Annotated in this window: 14 protein-coding genes and 3 pseudogenes; 11 read left to right on the plus strand and 6 right to left on the minus strand. The window is 68.8% G+C overall.

The genetic code is table 11. The annotated features are described in order from the left end of the window. The first annotated feature begins 70 nt into the window (after window positions 1-70). From OG568_RS46500 to OG568_RS46520, 5 genes are all read left to right on the plus strand, one after another. Entirely contained in the window at window positions 71-889 is an 819-nt protein-coding gene (locus OG568_RS46500; protein WP_329535981.1) for an SDR family NAD(P)-dependent oxidoreductase, read from the plus strand. A 266-nt stretch (window positions 890-1155) separates the two neighbouring features. After that, entirely contained in the window at window positions 1156-2235 is a 1080-nt protein-coding gene (locus OG568_RS46505; RefSeq protein WP_329535982.1) for an NAD-dependent epimerase/dehydratase family protein, read from the plus strand. A gap of 59 nt (window positions 2236-2294) precedes the next feature. Further along, on the plus strand, window positions 2295-2774 hold the full coding sequence (locus OG568_RS46510) for a MarR family winged helix-turn-helix transcriptional regulator (protein WP_266579114.1): 480 nt from the start codon (window positions 2295-2297) through the stop codon (window positions 2772-2774). After that, entirely contained in the window at window positions 2771-4249 is a 1479-nt protein-coding gene (locus OG568_RS46515) for an MFS transporter (protein WP_329535983.1), read from the plus strand. Before OG568_RS46510 ends, OG568_RS46515 begins: the two co-directional genes overlap by 4 nt. Continuing rightward, a complete protein-coding gene (locus OG568_RS46520) occupies window positions 4246-4836 on the plus strand; it encodes a cysteine hydrolase family protein (protein WP_329535984.1) in 591 nt (196 codons plus the stop codon). The genes OG568_RS46515 and OG568_RS46520 overlap by 4 nt, the downstream gene beginning before the upstream one ends. A gap of 71 nt (window positions 4837-4907) precedes the next feature. On the opposite strand, the gene OG568_RS46525 is transcribed toward OG568_RS46520, so the two are convergent. Continuing rightward, window positions 4908-5369 carry a hypothetical protein gene (locus tag OG568_RS46525; RefSeq protein ID WP_329535985.1) on the minus strand — a complete coding sequence of 154 codons (462 nt, stop codon included), beginning with the start codon at window positions 5367-5369 and terminating at the stop codon, window positions 4908-4910. A gap of 88 nt (window positions 5370-5457) precedes the next feature. Here OG568_RS46525 and OG568_RS46530 point away from each other — a divergent pair, with 88 nt between their 5' ends. Then, window positions 5458-6633: an epoxide hydrolase family protein gene (locus OG568_RS46530; protein WP_329535986.1), complete on the plus strand. Its 1176-nt coding sequence runs from the start codon at window positions 5458-5460 to the stop codon at window positions 6631-6633. 127 nt (window positions 6634-6760) lie between these two features. Here OG568_RS46530 and OG568_RS46535 read toward each other — a convergent pair. Both OG568_RS46535 and OG568_RS46540 read right to left on the minus strand, forming a co-directional pair. Further along, a pseudogene (locus OG568_RS46535) lies at window positions 6761-7090 on the minus strand (inositol 2-dehydrogenase); the annotation flags it as partial. 133 nt (window positions 7091-7223) lie between these two features. Then, window positions 7224-8006, minus strand: a complete 783-nt coding sequence (locus OG568_RS46540) for a TIM barrel protein (RefSeq protein ID WP_329535987.1) — start codon at window positions 8004-8006, stop codon at window positions 7224-7226. Between the two features lie 177 nt (window positions 8007-8183). Here OG568_RS46540 and OG568_RS46545 point away from each other — a divergent pair, with 177 nt between their 5' ends. After that, window positions 8184-9218, plus strand: a complete 1035-nt coding sequence (locus OG568_RS46545; RefSeq protein WP_329535988.1) for a LacI family DNA-binding transcriptional regulator — start codon at window positions 8184-8186, stop codon at window positions 9216-9218. 218 nt (window positions 9219-9436) lie between these two features. On the opposite strand, the pseudogene OG568_RS46550 reads toward OG568_RS46545, so the two are convergent. Continuing rightward, window positions 9437-9544 (minus strand): annotated as a pseudogene (locus OG568_RS46550) (cupin domain-containing protein); the annotation flags it as partial. Between the two features lie 211 nt (window positions 9545-9755). Between OG568_RS46550 and OG568_RS46555 the strand changes: the two are divergent. The 3 genes from OG568_RS46555 to OG568_RS46565 all read left to right on the plus strand — a co-directional run bounded on the left by OG568_RS46555 (window position 9756) and on the right by OG568_RS46565 (window position 12638). Beyond that, complete coding sequence (locus OG568_RS46555) at window positions 9756-10139, plus strand: VOC family protein (protein ID WP_266579090.1); 384 nt, start codon at window positions 9756-9758, stop codon at window positions 10137-10139. A gap of 165 nt (window positions 10140-10304) precedes the next feature. Further along, window positions 10305-11660 carry an NAD(P)/FAD-dependent oxidoreductase gene (locus OG568_RS46560; RefSeq protein ID WP_329535989.1) on the plus strand — a complete coding sequence of 452 codons (1356 nt, stop codon included), beginning with the start codon at window positions 10305-10307 and terminating at the stop codon, window positions 11658-11660. A 633-nt stretch (window positions 11661-12293) separates the two neighbouring features. Beyond that, a complete protein-coding gene (locus tag OG568_RS46565) occupies window positions 12294-12638 on the plus strand; it encodes a hypothetical protein (RefSeq protein WP_329535990.1) in 345 nt (114 codons plus the stop codon). 110 nt (window positions 12639-12748) lie between these two features. Here OG568_RS46565 and OG568_RS46570 read toward each other — a convergent pair whose 3' ends face one another. Continuing rightward, window positions 12749-13693 carry an alpha/beta fold hydrolase gene (locus OG568_RS46570; RefSeq protein ID WP_329535991.1) on the minus strand — a complete coding sequence of 315 codons (945 nt, stop codon included), beginning with the start codon at window positions 13691-13693 and terminating at the stop codon, window positions 12749-12751. A 501-nt stretch (window positions 13694-14194) separates the two neighbouring features. On the opposite strand from OG568_RS46570, the pseudogene OG568_RS46575 reads away from it, so the two are divergent. Beyond that, a pseudogene (locus OG568_RS46575) lies at window positions 14195-14584 on the plus strand (IS481 family transposase); the annotation flags it as partial. 40 nt (window positions 14585-14624) lie between these two features. Here the strand turns inward: OG568_RS46575 and OG568_RS46580 are convergent. Further along, entirely contained in the window at window positions 14625-16472 is a 1848-nt protein-coding gene (locus OG568_RS46580) for a S9 family peptidase (protein ID WP_329535992.1), read from the minus strand. Window positions 16473-16501: the final 29 nt, after the last annotated feature.

The following is a 16501-nucleotide window of genomic DNA, read 5'->3' on the forward strand; positions in this document are numbered from 1 at the left end:
TTTTGGGGTTACGGTGGAGCAGGCCCCGGAGGCCAGTTCCGGAAGGCCGACCCCAAAGGAGTCTTGAGTCATGAGCAAGGTCTGGTTCATCACCGGTACGTCTCGCGGCCTCGGTCGCGCGTTCGCCGAGTCCGCGCTGGAGCGTGGCGACAAGGTCGCCGCGACCGCCAGGAACGTGGCCGCACTGAGCGATCTGGTCACCAAGTACGGCGACGACGCGGTCCTGCCGCTGGCGCTGGACGTCACCGACAAGGCGGCCGTCGCCGCCGCGGTGTCCGCCGCGCACGAGAAGTTCGGCCGCCTGGATGTCGTCGTCAACAACGCCGGCTTCGGACTGTTCGGCATGGTCGAGGAGATCACTGAGCAGCAGCTGCGCGACCAGATGGAGACGAACCTCTTTGGCGCGTTCTGGGTCAGTCAGACGGTGCTGCCGATCCTGCGCAGGCAGGGCAGCGGCCACATCGTGCAGATATCGTCCGTCGGCGGCGTCGCCGCGTTCCCGTCACTGGGCGCCTACCACGCCTCCAAGTGGGCGCTCGAGGGCTTCAGCGAGTCCCTCGCCCAGGAAGTCGCCGGAGCCGGGATCAAGGTCACCATCGTCGAGCCGGGCGGCTTCAGCACCGACTGGGGCGGCTCCTCCGCCACTCAGGCCGACCCGAACCCGGCCTACGACCAGGTCCGCGAGGCCATCGCGGCCCGTTTCGGCGATGCCCGCTACTCCGCCCCTGCCGACGCCGGTGCCGCACTGCTGCACATCGTCGACGCCGAGAACCCGCCGCTGCGGGTCCTGTTCGGTACGGAACCCATCGAGATCATCGAGCCCCTCTACGCCCAGCGCCTTCAGACCTGGGCCGACGGGCAGCACGTCTCCCGGATCGCGCAGGGCTGACCGGCCAGGCGGCGCGGGTGCCGTGCCCGGTCACGTACAGCAACAACCGGACGAAGGGTTTCCCCCTCTGTCCCGGGCGGGAAATCGGCGCGTTCCGACGCTTGGGCGATGCCGCTGAAGCGCTGTGCGTGCGGTGATCCCGCGTCGGAAAACATGCGGATCGAGTCGTGTGGAGCGCTCTTTCCGATGATTCCGGGTAACCCGGCCGGACCGGTGGTCCCGGGCGCGGCCGGCCATCGCCACTTCACTGTGAAGGACTGAACAAAATGAGCACAGAAGACTTCACCCTCTCCCTCCCCGAAGGGGAGAAGGTCCTGGTCACCGGCGGCAGCGGCTTCGTCGGCAGTCACACGGCCGTCCGCCTGCTGCGCGAGGGGCACCACATCCGTGTGGCGGTCCGGGGGCCCGCACAGGAGGCTCAAGTGCGGGCGGCCCTTCACCAGGCCGGGGTCGATCCGGCGGACCTGCTGGAGTTCGCTGTCGCGGACCTCAGCGCCGACGACGGCTGGGCACAGGCCATGGACGGGGTCGCGCACGTCCTGCACCACGCGTCGCCCTTCCCGCCCACTCCCCCCGAGACGGAGGACGAAGTCATCCTCCCCGCCCGCGACGGTGCGCTGCGAGTGATCGCTGCCGCCCGGAACGCCGGGATCCCACGGGTCGTGATGACGTCCTCCTTCGCCGCGGTCGGGTACACCCTGACGCCCGACGACCACTACACGGAGGAGAACTGGACCGACCCGGACACCCCGGGGCTGCCCGCTTACCACAAGTCGAAGGTGCTGGCCGAGGCGGCGGCGTGGGACTACGTCCGGACCAACGGTGGCATCGAGTTGGTAGTCGTCAACCCCACCGGTATCTTCGGTCCCCAGCTGGTGGACCGGCCCTCCGGCTCGATCGGACTGATCAAGGCCCTGATGGCCGGTGAGATGTCCGTGGTGCCGGTCTGGAACTTCGGGGTCGTCGATGTACGTGACGTCGTGGACCTGCATCTGCGCGCCATGTTGCACCCGAAGGCGGCGGGCGAGCGATTCCTCGCCAACAGCGGGTCGTCGAGTCTCTTCGCCATCGCGAACATCCTTCGTGAGCACTTCCCCGCCGCGGCCGATCGGCTGCCCGCCTCGGAACTGACCATCGAGCAGGTGCGCGAGGCCGCGAAGACCGAGCCCGCGCTGCGGGACGCCGCCGTTCTGGAGGGCCGGATCCCTGACATCAGCAACGAGAAGGCCCGTTCCGTACTGGGCTGGGAGCCCCTGGATGTCGGCGACACCATCGTGGCAACCGCTGACAGCCTGATCCGGCTGGGTGCCGTCACCCTGCCGGGGAACGACATCTCCACCTCGTGACCGAAAAAACTCGACAAGTAACTTGGCAAAGTTGCTTGTCGAGTTTTATGGTGGGGTACATGAACGCGAACGCCGATCCGCAACAGCCCGCCGTGTCCGCCGCGACCGCGCAGCGTCTCCAGGACGCGATGAAGCGGCTGCGCGCACGCCTGCGCGCGGAGTCGGGACAGCATGCGACAGGCCTGACCGCCACGCAGCTCGGTGTCCTGGTGAGCGTCGTTCGGGAGGGCCCCGTCACGGCGGCCCGGCTCGCCGCGGTGGAGCACGTCAGCGCGCAGGCCATTGCGCAGAGCCTGGCCGTGCTCAAGGCCGCCGGGCTGGTCCACGGCGAGCCCGACCCCAAGGACGGCCGCAAGAAGCTGATGAGTGCCGACCCGTCGGCGACCGAGCTGATCGACAAGCTCCTGACCGGCCGCGCCTCCTTCCTGGCGCGCGCCATCGACCAGGTCGTCGCTCCGGACGAGCGCGAGGACGTGGAGAAGGCGATCGAGCTGCTGGAGCGGCTCGCCGCCGCCGACCTCGGTGGTGGCGCGATATGAAGGCCGCCGTCACTCAGGTCGGCGCCTCGGTGGACGAGGTCAAACGCGACTCCTTCGCGTGGCCGTTCACCACGCCGCTGTACGCGGGCTCCGCCCTCAACCCGGTCAACAGCTCCATCATCGCGACCGCCATGGTCCCCATCGCCGCCGACCTGAACGTCTCGGTCGGCAGCACCGCCGTCCTCGTCTCCTCGCTCTACCTGGCCAGCGCCGTCGCCCAGCCCACCGCGGGCAAGCTGGCCGAGGTGCTCGGACCGCGCCGGATCTTCCTCTCCGGCATCGTGCTGGTCCTGCTCGGTGGGCTGGTCGGCGGCTTCGGCCAGAATCTCGCGATGCTGACCGTCGCCCGGGTCCTGATCGGCGTCGGCACCTCGGCGGCGTTCCCCTGCGCGATGGTGATGATCCGGCGCCGCGCCCAGGACGCCGGCCTGGACGCCCCGCCGGGCGGAGTGCTGGGCGGCCTCGCGATCGCCGGCATGGCCACCGCCGCCATCGGCCCGCCGATCGGCGGGCTCCTGGTGGGCGTCGCGGGCTGGCGCTGGGCCTTCCTCATCAACATCCCGATCACCGTGATCGCCCTGGTGATGGCGGTGCGCTGGCTTCCCGAGGATCCGCCGCTCGACCGCGCGGACAGCGGCTTGCGCAACGTGGCCGACCGGATCGACCTGCTCGGCATCCTCGGCTTCGCCACCTCCATGACCGCGCTGGTCGTCTTCCTGACGGGCCTGCCGGACCTCGACTGGATCGCGCTCGTCGTCTTCGTCGTGGCCGCCGCACCCACCGTCGTATGGGAACTGCGCACGAGCGCGCCGTTCTTCGACTTCCGCGGTCTGGCCGCCAACGGCGCCCTCGCCCGCACCTACCTGAGGCAGGCCCTCACCCTGCTCGGCGTCTACTCCGTGATGTACGGCATGACCCAGTGGATGGAGGCCGCGCACGGCTTCTCCACGGTGCAGGCGGGACTCCTGCTGCTGCCGATGGGCGCCGTGTCCGCGCTGCTCTCGAGCCCGCTCGCCCGCCGCAACCTGGTGCGCGGCCCGCTGGTCGTGGCGGCCCTGAGCATGCTGGTCGGCTCGGCAGGCATCATGCTGCTCACCTCGACCAGCCCGGCGATCGTCATCGTCCTGGTCTCCCTGATCTTCGGCGTCACCTCCGCCGCCACCACGGTCGGCAATCAGACCGCCCTCTACCTCTCGGCACCGGCCGACCAGATCGGCACCGCGTCCGGCCTGTTCCGGACCTTCGGCTACCTCGGCACCATCACCTCGTCCGTCAACGGCAGCATCGTCTTCCGTGACGGCGCGAGCGACCAAGGGCTGCACTCCCTCGGCCTCGTCCTGGTCGCGGCGGGCGTCGCCGTCCTGCTGCTGACCGTCCTCGACCGGCGCCTCATGAGGCGTGGCCGGAACCGACAGACCGGCACCATCAACACCCCCCACACCTCTGAACAACCCACCAAGGAGAACCACACGTGAGCACCACCCCCGCCCTCGACCCTCAGCGGACTGCCCTGCTGGCCATGGACTTCCAGAACGGGATCATCGGCCACGTCCCGGACGCAGGCGTGCTCGTCGAGCGGGTCGGCGGCGCCATCGCCGACGTCCGTGCCGCCGGCGGCACCATCGGCTACGTCCGCGTCGCCTTCACCGACGACGACTGGGCCGCGGTCCCCGAGAGCAACAAGTCCTTCAGCGCGGTCGCCGCCGCGAAGATGCTCCACCACGAGGAGGCCGCCACCCAGATCGACGCGCGGATCGCCCCCGAGGACGGCGACATCGTCGTACGCAAGATCCGCTACGGCGCGGGCTCCACCACCGACCTCCACGAGCAGCTGCGCGACCGCGACATCGACACCCTGATCCTCTCCGGCATCAGCACCAGCGGAGTCGTCCTGTCCACCCTCATCGACGTCGCCGACCGCGACTACCGCGTCTACGTCCTGACCGACGGCGTCGCCGACCCCGACCCCGAAGTCAATCGGATCCTGGTCAACGACGTGTTCCCCTCTCGCGCCCACGTGATCGACACGACTCAGCTGCCCGAGCTGCTCAGGGCCGTCTGAAGCGGCAGCCCTCTGAGGACTGGCTGTTCCGTCCATGGAGGTTGGTGAAATGCGTGCGCGGCAGGCCCGAGTCAGGTCAGCGCCAGGCAGACCGCGAAGGGAACGGGGATGAGCACGGCGGTTGCCAGCCACGCTCCGAGTCGTCGTCGACGACGAAGCGGCAGGATCACATCGACGGCGAACACCAACGCCAGCATGAACACTCCGGTCACCGCCAGGAGGAACATGACGACACCGGCATGATCCAGGGTCGTGAAGTTGCAGTTGGCGAGACCGGGTCTGACGGCGTCCTGCGGCGTCCTGCAGTCCATCGGCAGGTACTCGGTCAGCAGCCACCAGGCGAGATAGAGCGGCACGATCGCGGGAACTCCCAGCGCGAGGTTCACCAAACCGGGCACAACGACGCCGCCGTTCGTCCGAACCTCGCGCCCCGCATGAACATCTTCCCCGTACTCAGTCATCGCTCCCCATCCGCAGCCCGTATCGGCGGGGTGTGAGACAACCAAGATCCACGCTCCGGTTCCGTCGCGCACAGCTCCGGCTCCGTCGTATCTGACGGGGGAGCAGGTCGCGTCGGTGGCACACGGGTTGCGGCGCGACTCTCTCGGTAGAGTGCGTTTCATGCCGGATGCCCCGCCCCGCCCGGAGCCGTTCGTACCGCAGACGGCTCCCGAGGTGCTCGACGACCTCCGTGCGCGGCTGCGCGCGACGCGCTGGCCGGACACGCCCGAGGACGCCGGGTGGTCGCTCGGGACCGATCTCGCCTACCTCCGCGAGCTCGTCGCCTACTGGGCGGACGAGTTCGACTGGCCTGCGCAGGAGGCGGCGCTCGCCCGTTTCCCCCGCTTCCGCGTCGAGCTCGGCGGGCTCGGCATCCACTTCGTGCACGTTCGCGCCGCCGCGCCGGCCGGGCCCGTCCTGCCACTGGTCCTCAGCCACGGCTGGCCGGACTCGTTCTGGCGCTATTCGAAAGTCATCCCACTCCTCACCGACCCCGGCGCGCACGGCGCCGACCCCGCCGACGCGTTCGACGTGGTCGTGCCCGACATGCCGGGCTACGGGTACTCCGACCGCCCCACCGGTCCGCCCCTCGACTCCATCGCGGTCGCGGGCCTGTGGGCTGAGCTCATGGACGTCCTCGGCCACCCGCGGTTCGGTGCGGCAGGTGGTGACATGGGCAGCCATGTGAGCCGCTACCTCGGGCTCGACCACCCCGACCGGGTCGTGGCAGTCCACCGTACCGACGCGGGCGTGCCCGTCTACACCGGCGATCCGGCGGACCTCACGCCCGAGGAGCGCGCCTGGATCGAGGGCGCCGGGGCCTGGGGCGCGACGGAGGGCGCCTACGCCGCCATGCACCGCACGAAGCCCCAGACCGCCGCCTTCGGTCTCACCGACTCGCCGGCCGGGCTCGCCGCGTGGATCGTCGAGAAGCTCCGGGCATGGAGCGACTGCGACGGAGACGTCGAGCGGCGCTTCACGAAGGACGAGATCCTCACGAACGTGACGCTCTACTGGCTCACGGGAACGATCGGCTCGTCGATGCGCATGTACCGCGCGAACGCCGCGATCGCGCCCGCGCAGCACGCCGGCCGGGTCGAGGTGCCGTCCGGTTTCTCGCTCTTTCCCGGCGACGTCGTCCGCCCGCCGCGGGCGTGGCTCGAACGCACGGCGAACGTCGTACGCGTGACCGAGCCCGCGCGCGGCGGGCACTTCGCGCCGTTCGAGGAGCCCGAGCTCTACGCGGAGGAGCTGCGCACGTTCTTCCGCCCCTACCGGGCGGCGGCGCCGGGCTGAGGGCACCGCCGTCCGATAGGGCGGGGTTCATCGCAGGCGAGCGGCCCGTGCTGGGGCGGAAGAACGTCGGTCTTGTCAGAGCCGGGGTGCTTCAACAGCCGTCCGACGCCGCTGGGGAGTTGCTTCGTCAGCGGTAGCGGGCGGGGCGGTCGACGAGTTCCACCTCGATGCGGCGGCCCTCGGTCTGGGCGCGGACGCCCGCTTCGATCGCGCTCGGCCCGGCGACCCCGCCGCGCCGGGTTGCGTCGACCCACGCCTGGACTTGGCGGTCCTAGGCTTCTTCGAACCGCTCGACGAAACCGGACGTGACCGTGCCGCCCCAGCGTCCGCCGGTGTTGACGAGCATGTCGTGCCGGTCACCGATCCGGGCGGTGCCGTCCTCGCGGACAGCCTCGGCCTGGATCTGGTAGCCGTAGCGCGCGTTGACGTAGATCTCGACATCGACCAGGGCGCCGCCCTGTTGAGGTCGAAGGTCGCGACCTTGGCCTAGCTGCCCGCATCCGACACCGGCCCTGAGGCCGGGGTGCGGGAGCCTGTGCCGCCTGGCCAGGTCAGGCCGGCTGCGGGGGGTTTCGGTACGCCGTGGGGCGTCAAAGGGCGAAGGCGGAGCGGAAACGCTCCAGTGCGAGTTCGCTGTCGTCGGAGGCCCATGCCTCCATGGCGACCGTGCCGTCGTAACCGAGCTCCACCAGAGCGCGGGCGACAGCGGGGTAGTTGATCTCTCCGGTGCCGGGTTCGCGGCGGCCAGGCACGTCGGCCACCTGGATCTCGCCGATCAGACCCGCGCCATGCGCCCGGCGGATCAGCTCGATGAGATTCCCCTCACCGATCTGGGCGTGATAAAGGTCCAGATTCATTCGCAGTCCGGGCCGGTCCACCGCCGCGACCAGGGCAAGCGTGTCGGCGGCCCGCGCGAACGGAACGCCCGGGTGGTCGACGGCGGTGTTGAGGTTCTCCAAGGTGAAGGTGACGCCCGCGTTCTCGCCCAGCTCGGCGAGGCGGGTGAGCGTACGGTGGGCGGCGATCCACATCTCCCCGGTGGCCTCGCCCGCCACCGGGACCACGGGCAGGCCCTGGCCATCCAGACCAGTGCCGTGCAGGTTGAGGCGGGGACAGCCCAGATGCTCGGCCGCCTTCACCGACTCCTCCGCGGTGCGCAGGAGTTCGGCCGCCCCGTCCTCGTCGGTCAGACGACCGCGGATGTAGCCGGTCATCGAGGAGAACTCGGCCGGGCTACGGGCCAGGGCGTCGAGATCGTGCCGGGTCCAGTCCCAGATCTCCACTTGGAAGCCGAGTTCGTGGATGCGCCGTGCTCTCTCCGCGATCGGGAGCTCCCGGAAGACCATCTCGGCACACACCGCCAACGTGTACATCGCGACTCCGTGACTAGAACGTTCTAAGCGAGCAGTAGAAGTACGCCAGTCGCCGAATGTCCTGTCAAGGGTCTGCACGGGTATCCGATGTAGAACGTTGCAGTCCCATTGACCAGTGCGTTCGTCCGTCGTCTACGATCGGCCCGGAACAGGACACCTCGATCAGGAAGGGCGACGGTGCCATCGACTCCCGAGGTTCCGGACGGAAAGCGGCCGACGCTCACCGATCTCGCGGCGCGGGCGGGTGTGTCCACCGCACTGGCTTCCATCGTCATGCGGGGCGCCAAGGGGGCGAGTGCGGCCAGCCGTGAGCGTGTGCAGCAGGCAGCCCGGGAGATCGGCTACCGGCCCGACACCAGGGCGCGGCTGCTGCGCAGCAACCGCTCGCATCTGCTCGGCGTGCAGTTCGACCTGCAACAGCCGTTCCACGCCGACATGGTGGAGGCCCTCTATGCCGCGGGGGAGTCCGCGGGATACCAGATCGCGCTGAGCGCCGTCGCCCCCAGCCGCGGCGAGCAGCACGCAGTGGAGACCCTGCTCACCGACCGCTGCGAGGCACTGATCCTGCTCAGCCCGCGTGTCGCCACGGCCCGGCTGGCGGAGCTCGCGGCACGCCTGCCGGTCGTGTCCGTGGCCAGACGGGTGCGCCCACGAGTCGCGGGCGTGGATGTCGTCCGTACGGCCGACGACGAAGGCGCCCGCCAGGCGGTCGACCACCTGGTCGCGCTGGGTCACCACGACATCGTCCATATCGACGGAGGCAGGGTGCCGGGCGCGGCCGAGCGGCGCCGCGGCTACCGAACGGCCATGAGCCGGCACGGCCTCGCCGACCGGGTCCGCCTCATTCCGGGGGGCCTGACCGAGGAGGACGGCGCCGCAGCCGCCCGTACGCTCCTCGCCGACGCCTCCCGGCCCACCGCCGTCCTCGCCTTCAACGACCACTGCGCCACCGGCGTCCTCGACGCCTTCCTGCGCGCCCGGGTAGGCGTGCCCGACGAGATCTCGGTCGTCGGTTTCGACGACAGCCATCTGGCGCGCCTGACCCATATCGACCTCACCACCGTGGGGCAGGAAGTCCCGCGCATGGCGCGCTCGGCGGTGGAGCGGGCCATCGCGCGGGTGGAGGGTACGGCGACGGACGGCGACGGTGAGATCGTCATCACGCCGCATCTCGTCACGCGCAGCACCACGGCCGCTCCCCGCCTCGACTGACCCGCGCGCCCCAGGTGCCGTATCGGGGTCTGGCCGAGCGCGTCTCGGAAGGTTCGGGCGAAGGCCGCCCGGGAGAGTCTGCTGATCTCGGCGAGCTCGAGGACCGACCACGCGTGCCCGGCGTCTTCGTGTATGGCTTGCGACGCCGCGTTCAACCGGGGGTCCGCCGACGCCCGGTACCAACGAGGTGCGGCGCTGCTCTGCCGGAAACTCGTACGGATGGCAAGAACCAGAAGGATGTCGAGGAGCCGGTCCAGCACAGTGGGCTGACCTGGCTCAGGGGAAGCCAGTTCGCGGGACAGCAGGCCGATCACGTCGCGCAGGGGATCGCCGGCGGCTGCCGAAAGTGGGACGCCGGGCCGTGTCCGAGCTCTACCGCGGCGGCTCCGAGACGGTGGCCCAGGTTCCGCGTAGACGGATCTGGTGCTGTGTCAGGCAACGTTCGCCCGGTTGCGCGGGGCGAGTTGAACCGATACGAACCCAACGGGTGTGGACGGCGTCTCGGTGCGACGTGAGCGCCCTGGGATAGCCTCGAGCATGCGATCTCGAACAGGCGGCATGTGGTGGGGGACCGCGATCGAAGCGCCGGACCCCGACGCTTTGGCCGGCTTCTACGCGGAACTGCTGGATTGGCCGATCGCTCACAAGGAGCCCGGAACAGTCGTCGTCGCTGCGCCGCAAGGGGCGATCTACCTCGTGTTTCAGCAGACCACCGGATACCAGCCCCCTGTGTGGCCACCGGTCGACGGCGACCAGCGCCCGATGATGCACCTCGACTTCCAGGTGGGCGACCTGGACGACGCGGTTTCTGAGGCAGTCGCCATGGGAGCCTCGCTGGCGTCGGTTCAGCCACAAGAGAATGTTCGAGTGCTCTTCGACCCCGCCGGGCATCCCTTCTGCCTGTGCCGCGATGATGCCTAGGGCCTGTCCGGCGGATCATGCCGCGGACGCGGGGCTTGGCACGCCCTCCCCCCAGAGGGGGTACCCCCAGCAGGCGCCGTACCTGCGGGGCTCCGCCGCCAGGGCATGTCACACCACCATGCCTCGCCCGGTCTATCTGGTGTCGAACAACAACCAGAGGGAATCATGCGTGAGATTGTGATTGTTGGTGGCGGCTACGCAGGTTTCTACACTGCGTGGGGTCTTGAGAAGACGCTGCGCAAAGGCGAGGCACGGGTCACGGTGGTCGACCCGCGTCCTTACATGACCTACCAGCCCTTCCTCCCAGAGGTGACGGCTGGATCGATCGAGGCACGTCACGCCGCCGTGTCGATGCGTCGGCACCTGCGCAGCACCCGACTGATCGCAGGGAGCGTGACCAAGATCAGCAACGCGGACCGGACCGTCACCGTCCGGCCCGCGAGCGGAGCCGACTACGAACTCCCATATGACACCCTCGTGGTCACCGCCGGTGCGGTGACCCGCACTTTCCCCATACCTGGCCTGGAACAGCATGCGATCGGCCTGAAGCACGTGGAGGAGGCGGTGGCCATTCGCGACCGCCTGATGACCGCGTTTGACCAAGCAGCGTCATTGCCGCCGGGTGCCGAACGGCGAAAGCTGCTCACCGTGACGTTCGTAGGCGGCGGATTCTCCGGTGTCGAGGGCTTCGGTGAACTGCTGTCGCTGGCGACCGCGATGCTCAAGTCCTATCCGGAACTGAGCTTCGACGACCTGTCCTTCCATCTGGTCGAGGCCCGGGGCCGCATCCTGCCCGAGGTGGGAGACAAGCCCGGCGCCTGGGTGGTGCGCTCCTTGGAACGCCGCGGCGCGCACGTTCACCTGAACACGCAGCTCGTCTCCACCGAAGACGGGCACGTCGTGCTCTCCAGCGGAGAGGAGTTCGATTCGGGGCTGATCGTCTGGACCGCGGGTAACGCCTCGAACCCGGTGGTGCACAACCACACGGATCTGCCGGTCGACGAGCGCGGCCTGCTCGTGGTCCGCGCCGATCTTCGTGTGGGTACCGACAGCGAGCCCGTGCCGGAGGTGTGGGCGGCCGGAGACGATGCGGCCGTCCCCGACCTGGCTTCGCCCGTACCAGGGGCGCACACGGTGCCGAACGCCCAGCACGCCGTACGGCAGGGCAAGCGCCTCGCCAAGAACATCGCAGCCAGTCTGCACGGGGGCAGAATCCGAAACTACCGCCACAGCAGTCTGGGAGTAGTGGCGACGTTGGGGCTGGGCCGGGGCATCTTCCAGTACAAGAGCATCGTCATCAAGGGACTTCCCGCCTGGCTGATGCACCGGGGCTATCACGTCCTGGCCGTGCCCACCTGGGAGCGCAAGGTCCGCGTTCTCACCGTCTGGCTCACCGCCGCCCTGTACGGCCGGGACCTCGTCTCCCTGGCCTCCGTTCAGCACCCACGGGACGCATTCGTCACGAGCGGCAGGCCGCAGCGCTCCGGCGAGAGCCGGGTGAGCGACCACACGGCGGGATGAGCGTGGCGAAAAGGCCCAACGGCTGACGGGCCGCACGGAGGCATGGGCCGGCGCATGCCCTCGGAGTGATGGATCCGACCCGCTGATGAGTGGGCGCCGCCAGCCGTCTCGTGGCCCGCTCGCGGGACCGCGGCCATGTCGCGACGCGTACCTCGACGCACGATCGCAGGAACGCACGATCGCAGGAACGCGTCGCGACGGCGTCGGCCGCGAGAGCACGTGTCACAGACGGACGAGCTTTCCGGTCTTTCGATGTGAAGGCCGCACCACCGAAACGGTGCGGTGGACGGTGTCCTTGCAGCTTCCCTGAAAGGGCTGCCTCCGCATCAGGCGAAGGGTTTGTCTATGAAGGTCGTTGTGGTCGGCGACACCGGCCTCCTGGGCCTCGCCCACACCGCCGCCGCTCGGTGAAGGGCGTTGCTGATGGCGGCTCTGTATGCCGACGGCCGCGTCCGGCAGGCCGGTCGCCGATGAGACCCCAGGAGCTACGGCCGTCCGCTTGAGCCGGCGACGTCGTGCCGGCACACACCCCACGACCCGGTTCACCGGGATCTGCCATGCATCCCCGGCATTCGACCTGTCCGGACCCGGTATCGCCGGGACCGGGTTTCCTGTTCCCCTCTGGAGTACACCATGGACGCGAGTCAGGAGGCCGCACGCGGCCTGAGCGACATCGAAGAGTTTCTCTACCAGGAGGCTCATCTGGAAGCCGCGCATCGGCGCGTAGCAGAATTCACCGAACGAGTGCTGGGGCTGACCCAGCAGCAGAAAACGGATATCGAGCAGTGGTATCTCGAAGAGCAGAGATACGTTGCCCGCATGGTGACCGAGCACATAGCTGACAGCATCAACGTGGTGGAAGAGCTACACCACAACAGCTTCGGGCGATGGCTCCGAGGGACGCTGATCGCGATGGTCCTGATCACCGTGGCGTTGATCTGTACGTGTGTCGTTGTGATCCTGGGATCGTCAGGCTGAACCACCGGCGTTGCTCGGCCCGCCTCTGTTCCCGGGCCAGGCCGCGAGCACGACCTCGGAAGTCGGCAGCAGTGGGTCCACGGCCCGGCTCGCGCAAGTACTGCGTCAGCTCACTCGGTCCCCCCGTGGTCAGGGGCGAGGAACGTGACCACTGCCGTGGCGAACGCTTCTGGATTCTCGACGTGCCCCAGGTGACCGGTCTTGTCCAGGACCACGAGCTGCGCCCCGGGGACCTCGTCGTGGATCATCTGTGCCCAGCGCGGCCCGCAGATGAAGTCCGCCTCTCCGACCAGAACCAGCGTGGGCGCGCTGACGCCGGCCAGCTCGCCCCGGACGTCGAACGGCGGGCCTTCGCCCCGTGCGGGTGCGGCATACATACGCAGCATCTGGCGTGCGGGGCCGAACTCGTCCTCGCGCCCCCAGTAGTCGTAGAAGTAGGTGGGAAGGAAGGAGCGCAGCACCGAGGTCGCGCCGTCGTCGTCGAGCCGGCCGAGTGGTGCGGTGAGACCGGCGACGTAGGTGGCCACCTCGGGGTGTTCGGCGACATGGCGCTGCGCGAATCGTTCCATGTTGGCCACCGCGACAGACCAGAAGTCATCGCCGGTCACCGGTGAGGTGTCGTACAAGATCAAGGATGCGACATGTTCCGGATGGTCAAGCGCGTACCGCTGAGCGACAAACCCTCCGTGTGAATGCCCGAGCAGAGCGACTTCGGGCAGGTCGAGGTGCTCGATCACCGCGTGAAGAAAGCGGGTGTACGTGGCCAGGTTGTATTCGCGCGCGTCCGGCAGCCGACCGGATGCGCCGGTGCCGACGGGCTCGACATAGACCATGGTCAGGTCCTGCTCGAGCAGGGGCATGCGCAGGTACTCCCAGCCGATACCGGGCCCTCCGGAGTGGGCGATGCACACCGGACCGGTACCGGCGACGTGATAACGCTGCTCGATGACAGACGATCCGTGCCGGACGGCGATGGTGTGAGTGCCCGGGGACAGCGGTGAGTCCTGCTCTTCGACAGGGGACTGGGGCGGCGTCGGTTCAGGGGAGACGTTCACACTTCCAGATGTTGCGCCAACAACAGAGCTTGATCAAGTCATTGTGAAATGTGTCATCACACTGTTACGGCGTGGATGGCAAGGCGATCACCCCGACGTAACCCTGTCCACTTCATCTGCTTCCACCCGAAGAGATTTGCCCTCTACTTTGCCCCATATGGAGATGAGATGGCGAGCTGTCGAGCACCTCTGTCAACGTCGTTGACACTGTCTTCAACACGGTGTCAACGTGGTCAGTAAGGCAGTAAAGCTTTGATAGGGTCATCACAGTGTTTCGGACGCCAGTGTCACATCCCCCGTGACTGGTGATCGGAACGCCACCTGCGACTAGAGCCCGCAGGTGAAGTCCCGGGTGCCACGGATCCCCCGATGAGTGGCACCCGGGACCGTAGCGGACGACTTGTCGCAGGGCAGGGCTCTTGGTGTATTGATCACGAGCGTTGTTGACACCGGCAGGGCTTGATCATGGCGAAGACCTCCAGTGCGGTGGAGGTGTCCAGGCCCGCATCGACCGTGCACCGCATCCTGGCCCGCCACGGCCTCGACCGGCTCGCGTTCCTGGACCGGCCCACCGGGCAGGCCATTCGCCGCTACGAACGTGACCGGCCCGGCGAGCTGATCCGCATAGACGTCAAGAAGCTCGGCCGCATCCCCGACGGCGGCCACAAGGTCCTGGGCCGCCAGGCCGGCCGCTCCCGTCGCGCCCGCCGCGCCGGCATGGGCTTCGACTACGTCCACTCCGCCGTCGACGACCACTCCCGCCTGGCCTACAGCGAGATCCACGCGGACGGGAAGGCCGCCACCTGCGCCGCCTTCCCGCGCCGGACCGCGGCCTTCTTCGCCGTATCGGGCATCGACCGCATCGAAAGGGTCCTGACCGACCTCGGCGCGACCGGCAAACTCACTTCAGCCGTGTGAACAACCCTGCGGGTCAATACACCTGGGGCACAGCGAAACCGAACACCTCGGCGTAGAACCGCAGTTCCCCCTCCAGGCACGCCATCAGCGTCGACTGCCGACGGAAGCCGTGTCCCTCACCCTTGAAGGTGCGGTACTCATACCGTCCCGAGTGCGAGGACAGCGCACTGACGAAGGCTTCTGCCTGAGGAGGCGGGCAGACCACGTCCTGCGTTCCCTGAAAGAGAAGCAGTGGTACGCCGATGCGGTCTGCGTGACGGATCGGGGACCGGGCACGGTAGAGGTCCGTTCGGTGCTTCGGGCCGATGAGTGTGTTCAGGTAGTGCGACTCGAAGTCGTGTGTCTCTCCTGCGGCGAGGGACAGAAGATCCACCACGGGATAGAAGAGGGTGGCACACGCGTAGAGATCGCACGCCGCGACCGAGAGTACGGCGGTGAACCCGCCGGCGCTGCCGCCACGGATCGCCACTCGTCCGGCGGCTGCCGTGCCCTCATCGATCAGGGCCTGGGCGACGACTACGCAGTCCTCGACATCCACCACGCCCCACTGCCCGCGCAGCCGTTCACGGTAGACGCGGCCGTATCCGGGGGTGCCCCCGTAATTGACCTCCGCCACTGCGATGCCCCGCGAGGTGAAGTACGCGATCTCCGGATTGAGAGCGAGGGGAGCTCGGAGACCTGGACCACCGTGCGCCCAGATCACCAGCGGAGGCACCTCGTTCGGCGGACCCGTGAATCCAGGATTGCGTGGGGGATGCACCTGAGCATGGACCACACGGCCATCAGAGCCTGCGAAGACCCGGGGTACGGATGCCGGCAGGTATTCGACGCCCACCGTGAACCTGGGCTCAGGACCCACGCTCCGGACCGTCAGCGAAGCCGCGTTCACCTCCACGACCTCATAGGGGGAGTGGCGTCCGGCGGCCACGCCGACGATCCGGTCCCCGGCGGCATCGAGGTGGGGCAGCCATTCGTTTGCGGGCCCCGGTACATCGAGGAGTTCCCCGCGATCGGGGTCCAGGACGGCGAGCCGCTGCCCTCCCACTCCGTGCAGGACGGCGAAGCGGCCGTCGGACAGCGGCCAGAACCACCGGAGTCCCAAGCGCTGAAGGCCGGCGAACTCTTCGTCCGCCCGGTAGAGCGACCGCCTGTCACCTGTGTCCGGGTCCACCGCGTACAGGTTCCACCACCCGGTGTCTTCACAGGCCGCGACCAGGGTGCCGTTCGCCGACCATTCCGCCTGGGCAACCGGATCGCCGGGCCCGCCCGTCAGTGTCCGAGCCTGCCGCATGAAGCCGTCGTCGGTCACCTCGGCGATGCGCAGTTCAGCCGCGTCCCAGGGCATGTGGGGGTGATCCCAGGCGAGCCATGCGGCACGCCGTCCGTCGGGAGAGAACCGCGCCTGGGAGACAAAGCGATGTGCTGCGGGCGACAGCTCTCTGACAGCCGAGCGGTCCGCGGCCGCCGACCCGTTCAGCGGTACCGCGACGTGGACTCGCCGGACGTCACCGGTACCCTCACCGGTGAACTCCTCCAGCACACAGCGGACTTCACCCCGTTGGAGATCCAGGACGGGCTCGGCCCAGCGAAGGCCTCCACCTACCGACGACACCGGGGTCAGCGGAAAGGGCGCGCTGCGCACACCCCGCTCGACACGGAAGGCGTACAGCCGCTGGTCCCCGCAGTGGACGAAGACAGCAAGCGTTCCCGTCCCGCTTCCCGCGGCGGCCCAGGGGCGGCCGCCGTACTCGATGACGCGGCTGCGTACATCCCAGGGCGGAGGCAGCAGCGCTTCCGTCACACCGTCCGCGCGTCGGCGTACGAGCGCCGTGCGGCCGTCCTCCTCGGGACGGGGTTCCACCCACCACACCTCGTCGCCGACCAAGCCGA

Origin of the sequence: Streptomyces sp. NBC_01450, assembly GCF_036227505.1 — a bacterium.
GTDB lineage: Bacteria > Actinomycetota > Actinomycetes > Streptomycetales > Streptomycetaceae > Streptomyces.

Excerpts from the sequence above, each read along its gene's own strand:
- OG568_RS46500 (WP_329535981.1), top strand. The coding sequence starts at position 71 with ATGAGCAAGGTCTGGTTCATCACCGGTACGTCTCGCGGCCTCGGTCGC.
- OG568_RS46505 (WP_329535982.1), top strand. The coding sequence starts at position 1,156 with ATGAGCACAGAAGACTTCACCCTCTCCCTCCCCGAAGGGGAGAAGGTC.
- OG568_RS46510 (WP_266579114.1), top strand. The coding sequence starts at position 2,295 with ATGAACGCGAACGCCGATCCGCAACAGCCCGCCGTGTCCGCCGCGACC.
- OG568_RS46515 (WP_329535983.1), top strand. The coding sequence starts at position 2,771 with ATGAAGGCCGCCGTCACTCAGGTCGGCGCCTCGGTGGACGAGGTCAAA.
- OG568_RS46530 (WP_329535986.1), top strand. The coding sequence starts at position 5,458 with ATGCCGGATGCCCCGCCCCGCCCGGAGCCGTTCGTACCGCAGACGGCT.
- OG568_RS46540 (WP_329535987.1), bottom strand. The coding sequence starts at position 8,006 with ATGTACACGTTGGCGGTGTGTGCCGAGATGGTCTTCCGGGAGCTCCCG.
- OG568_RS46555 (WP_266579090.1), top strand. The coding sequence starts at position 9,756 with ATGCGATCTCGAACAGGCGGCATGTGGTGGGGGACCGCGATCGAAGCG.
- OG568_RS46560 (WP_329535989.1), top strand. The coding sequence starts at position 10,305 with ATGCGTGAGATTGTGATTGTTGGTGGCGGCTACGCAGGTTTCTACACT.
- OG568_RS46565 (WP_329535990.1), top strand. The coding sequence starts at position 12,294 with ATGGACGCGAGTCAGGAGGCCGCACGCGGCCTGAGCGACATCGAAGAG.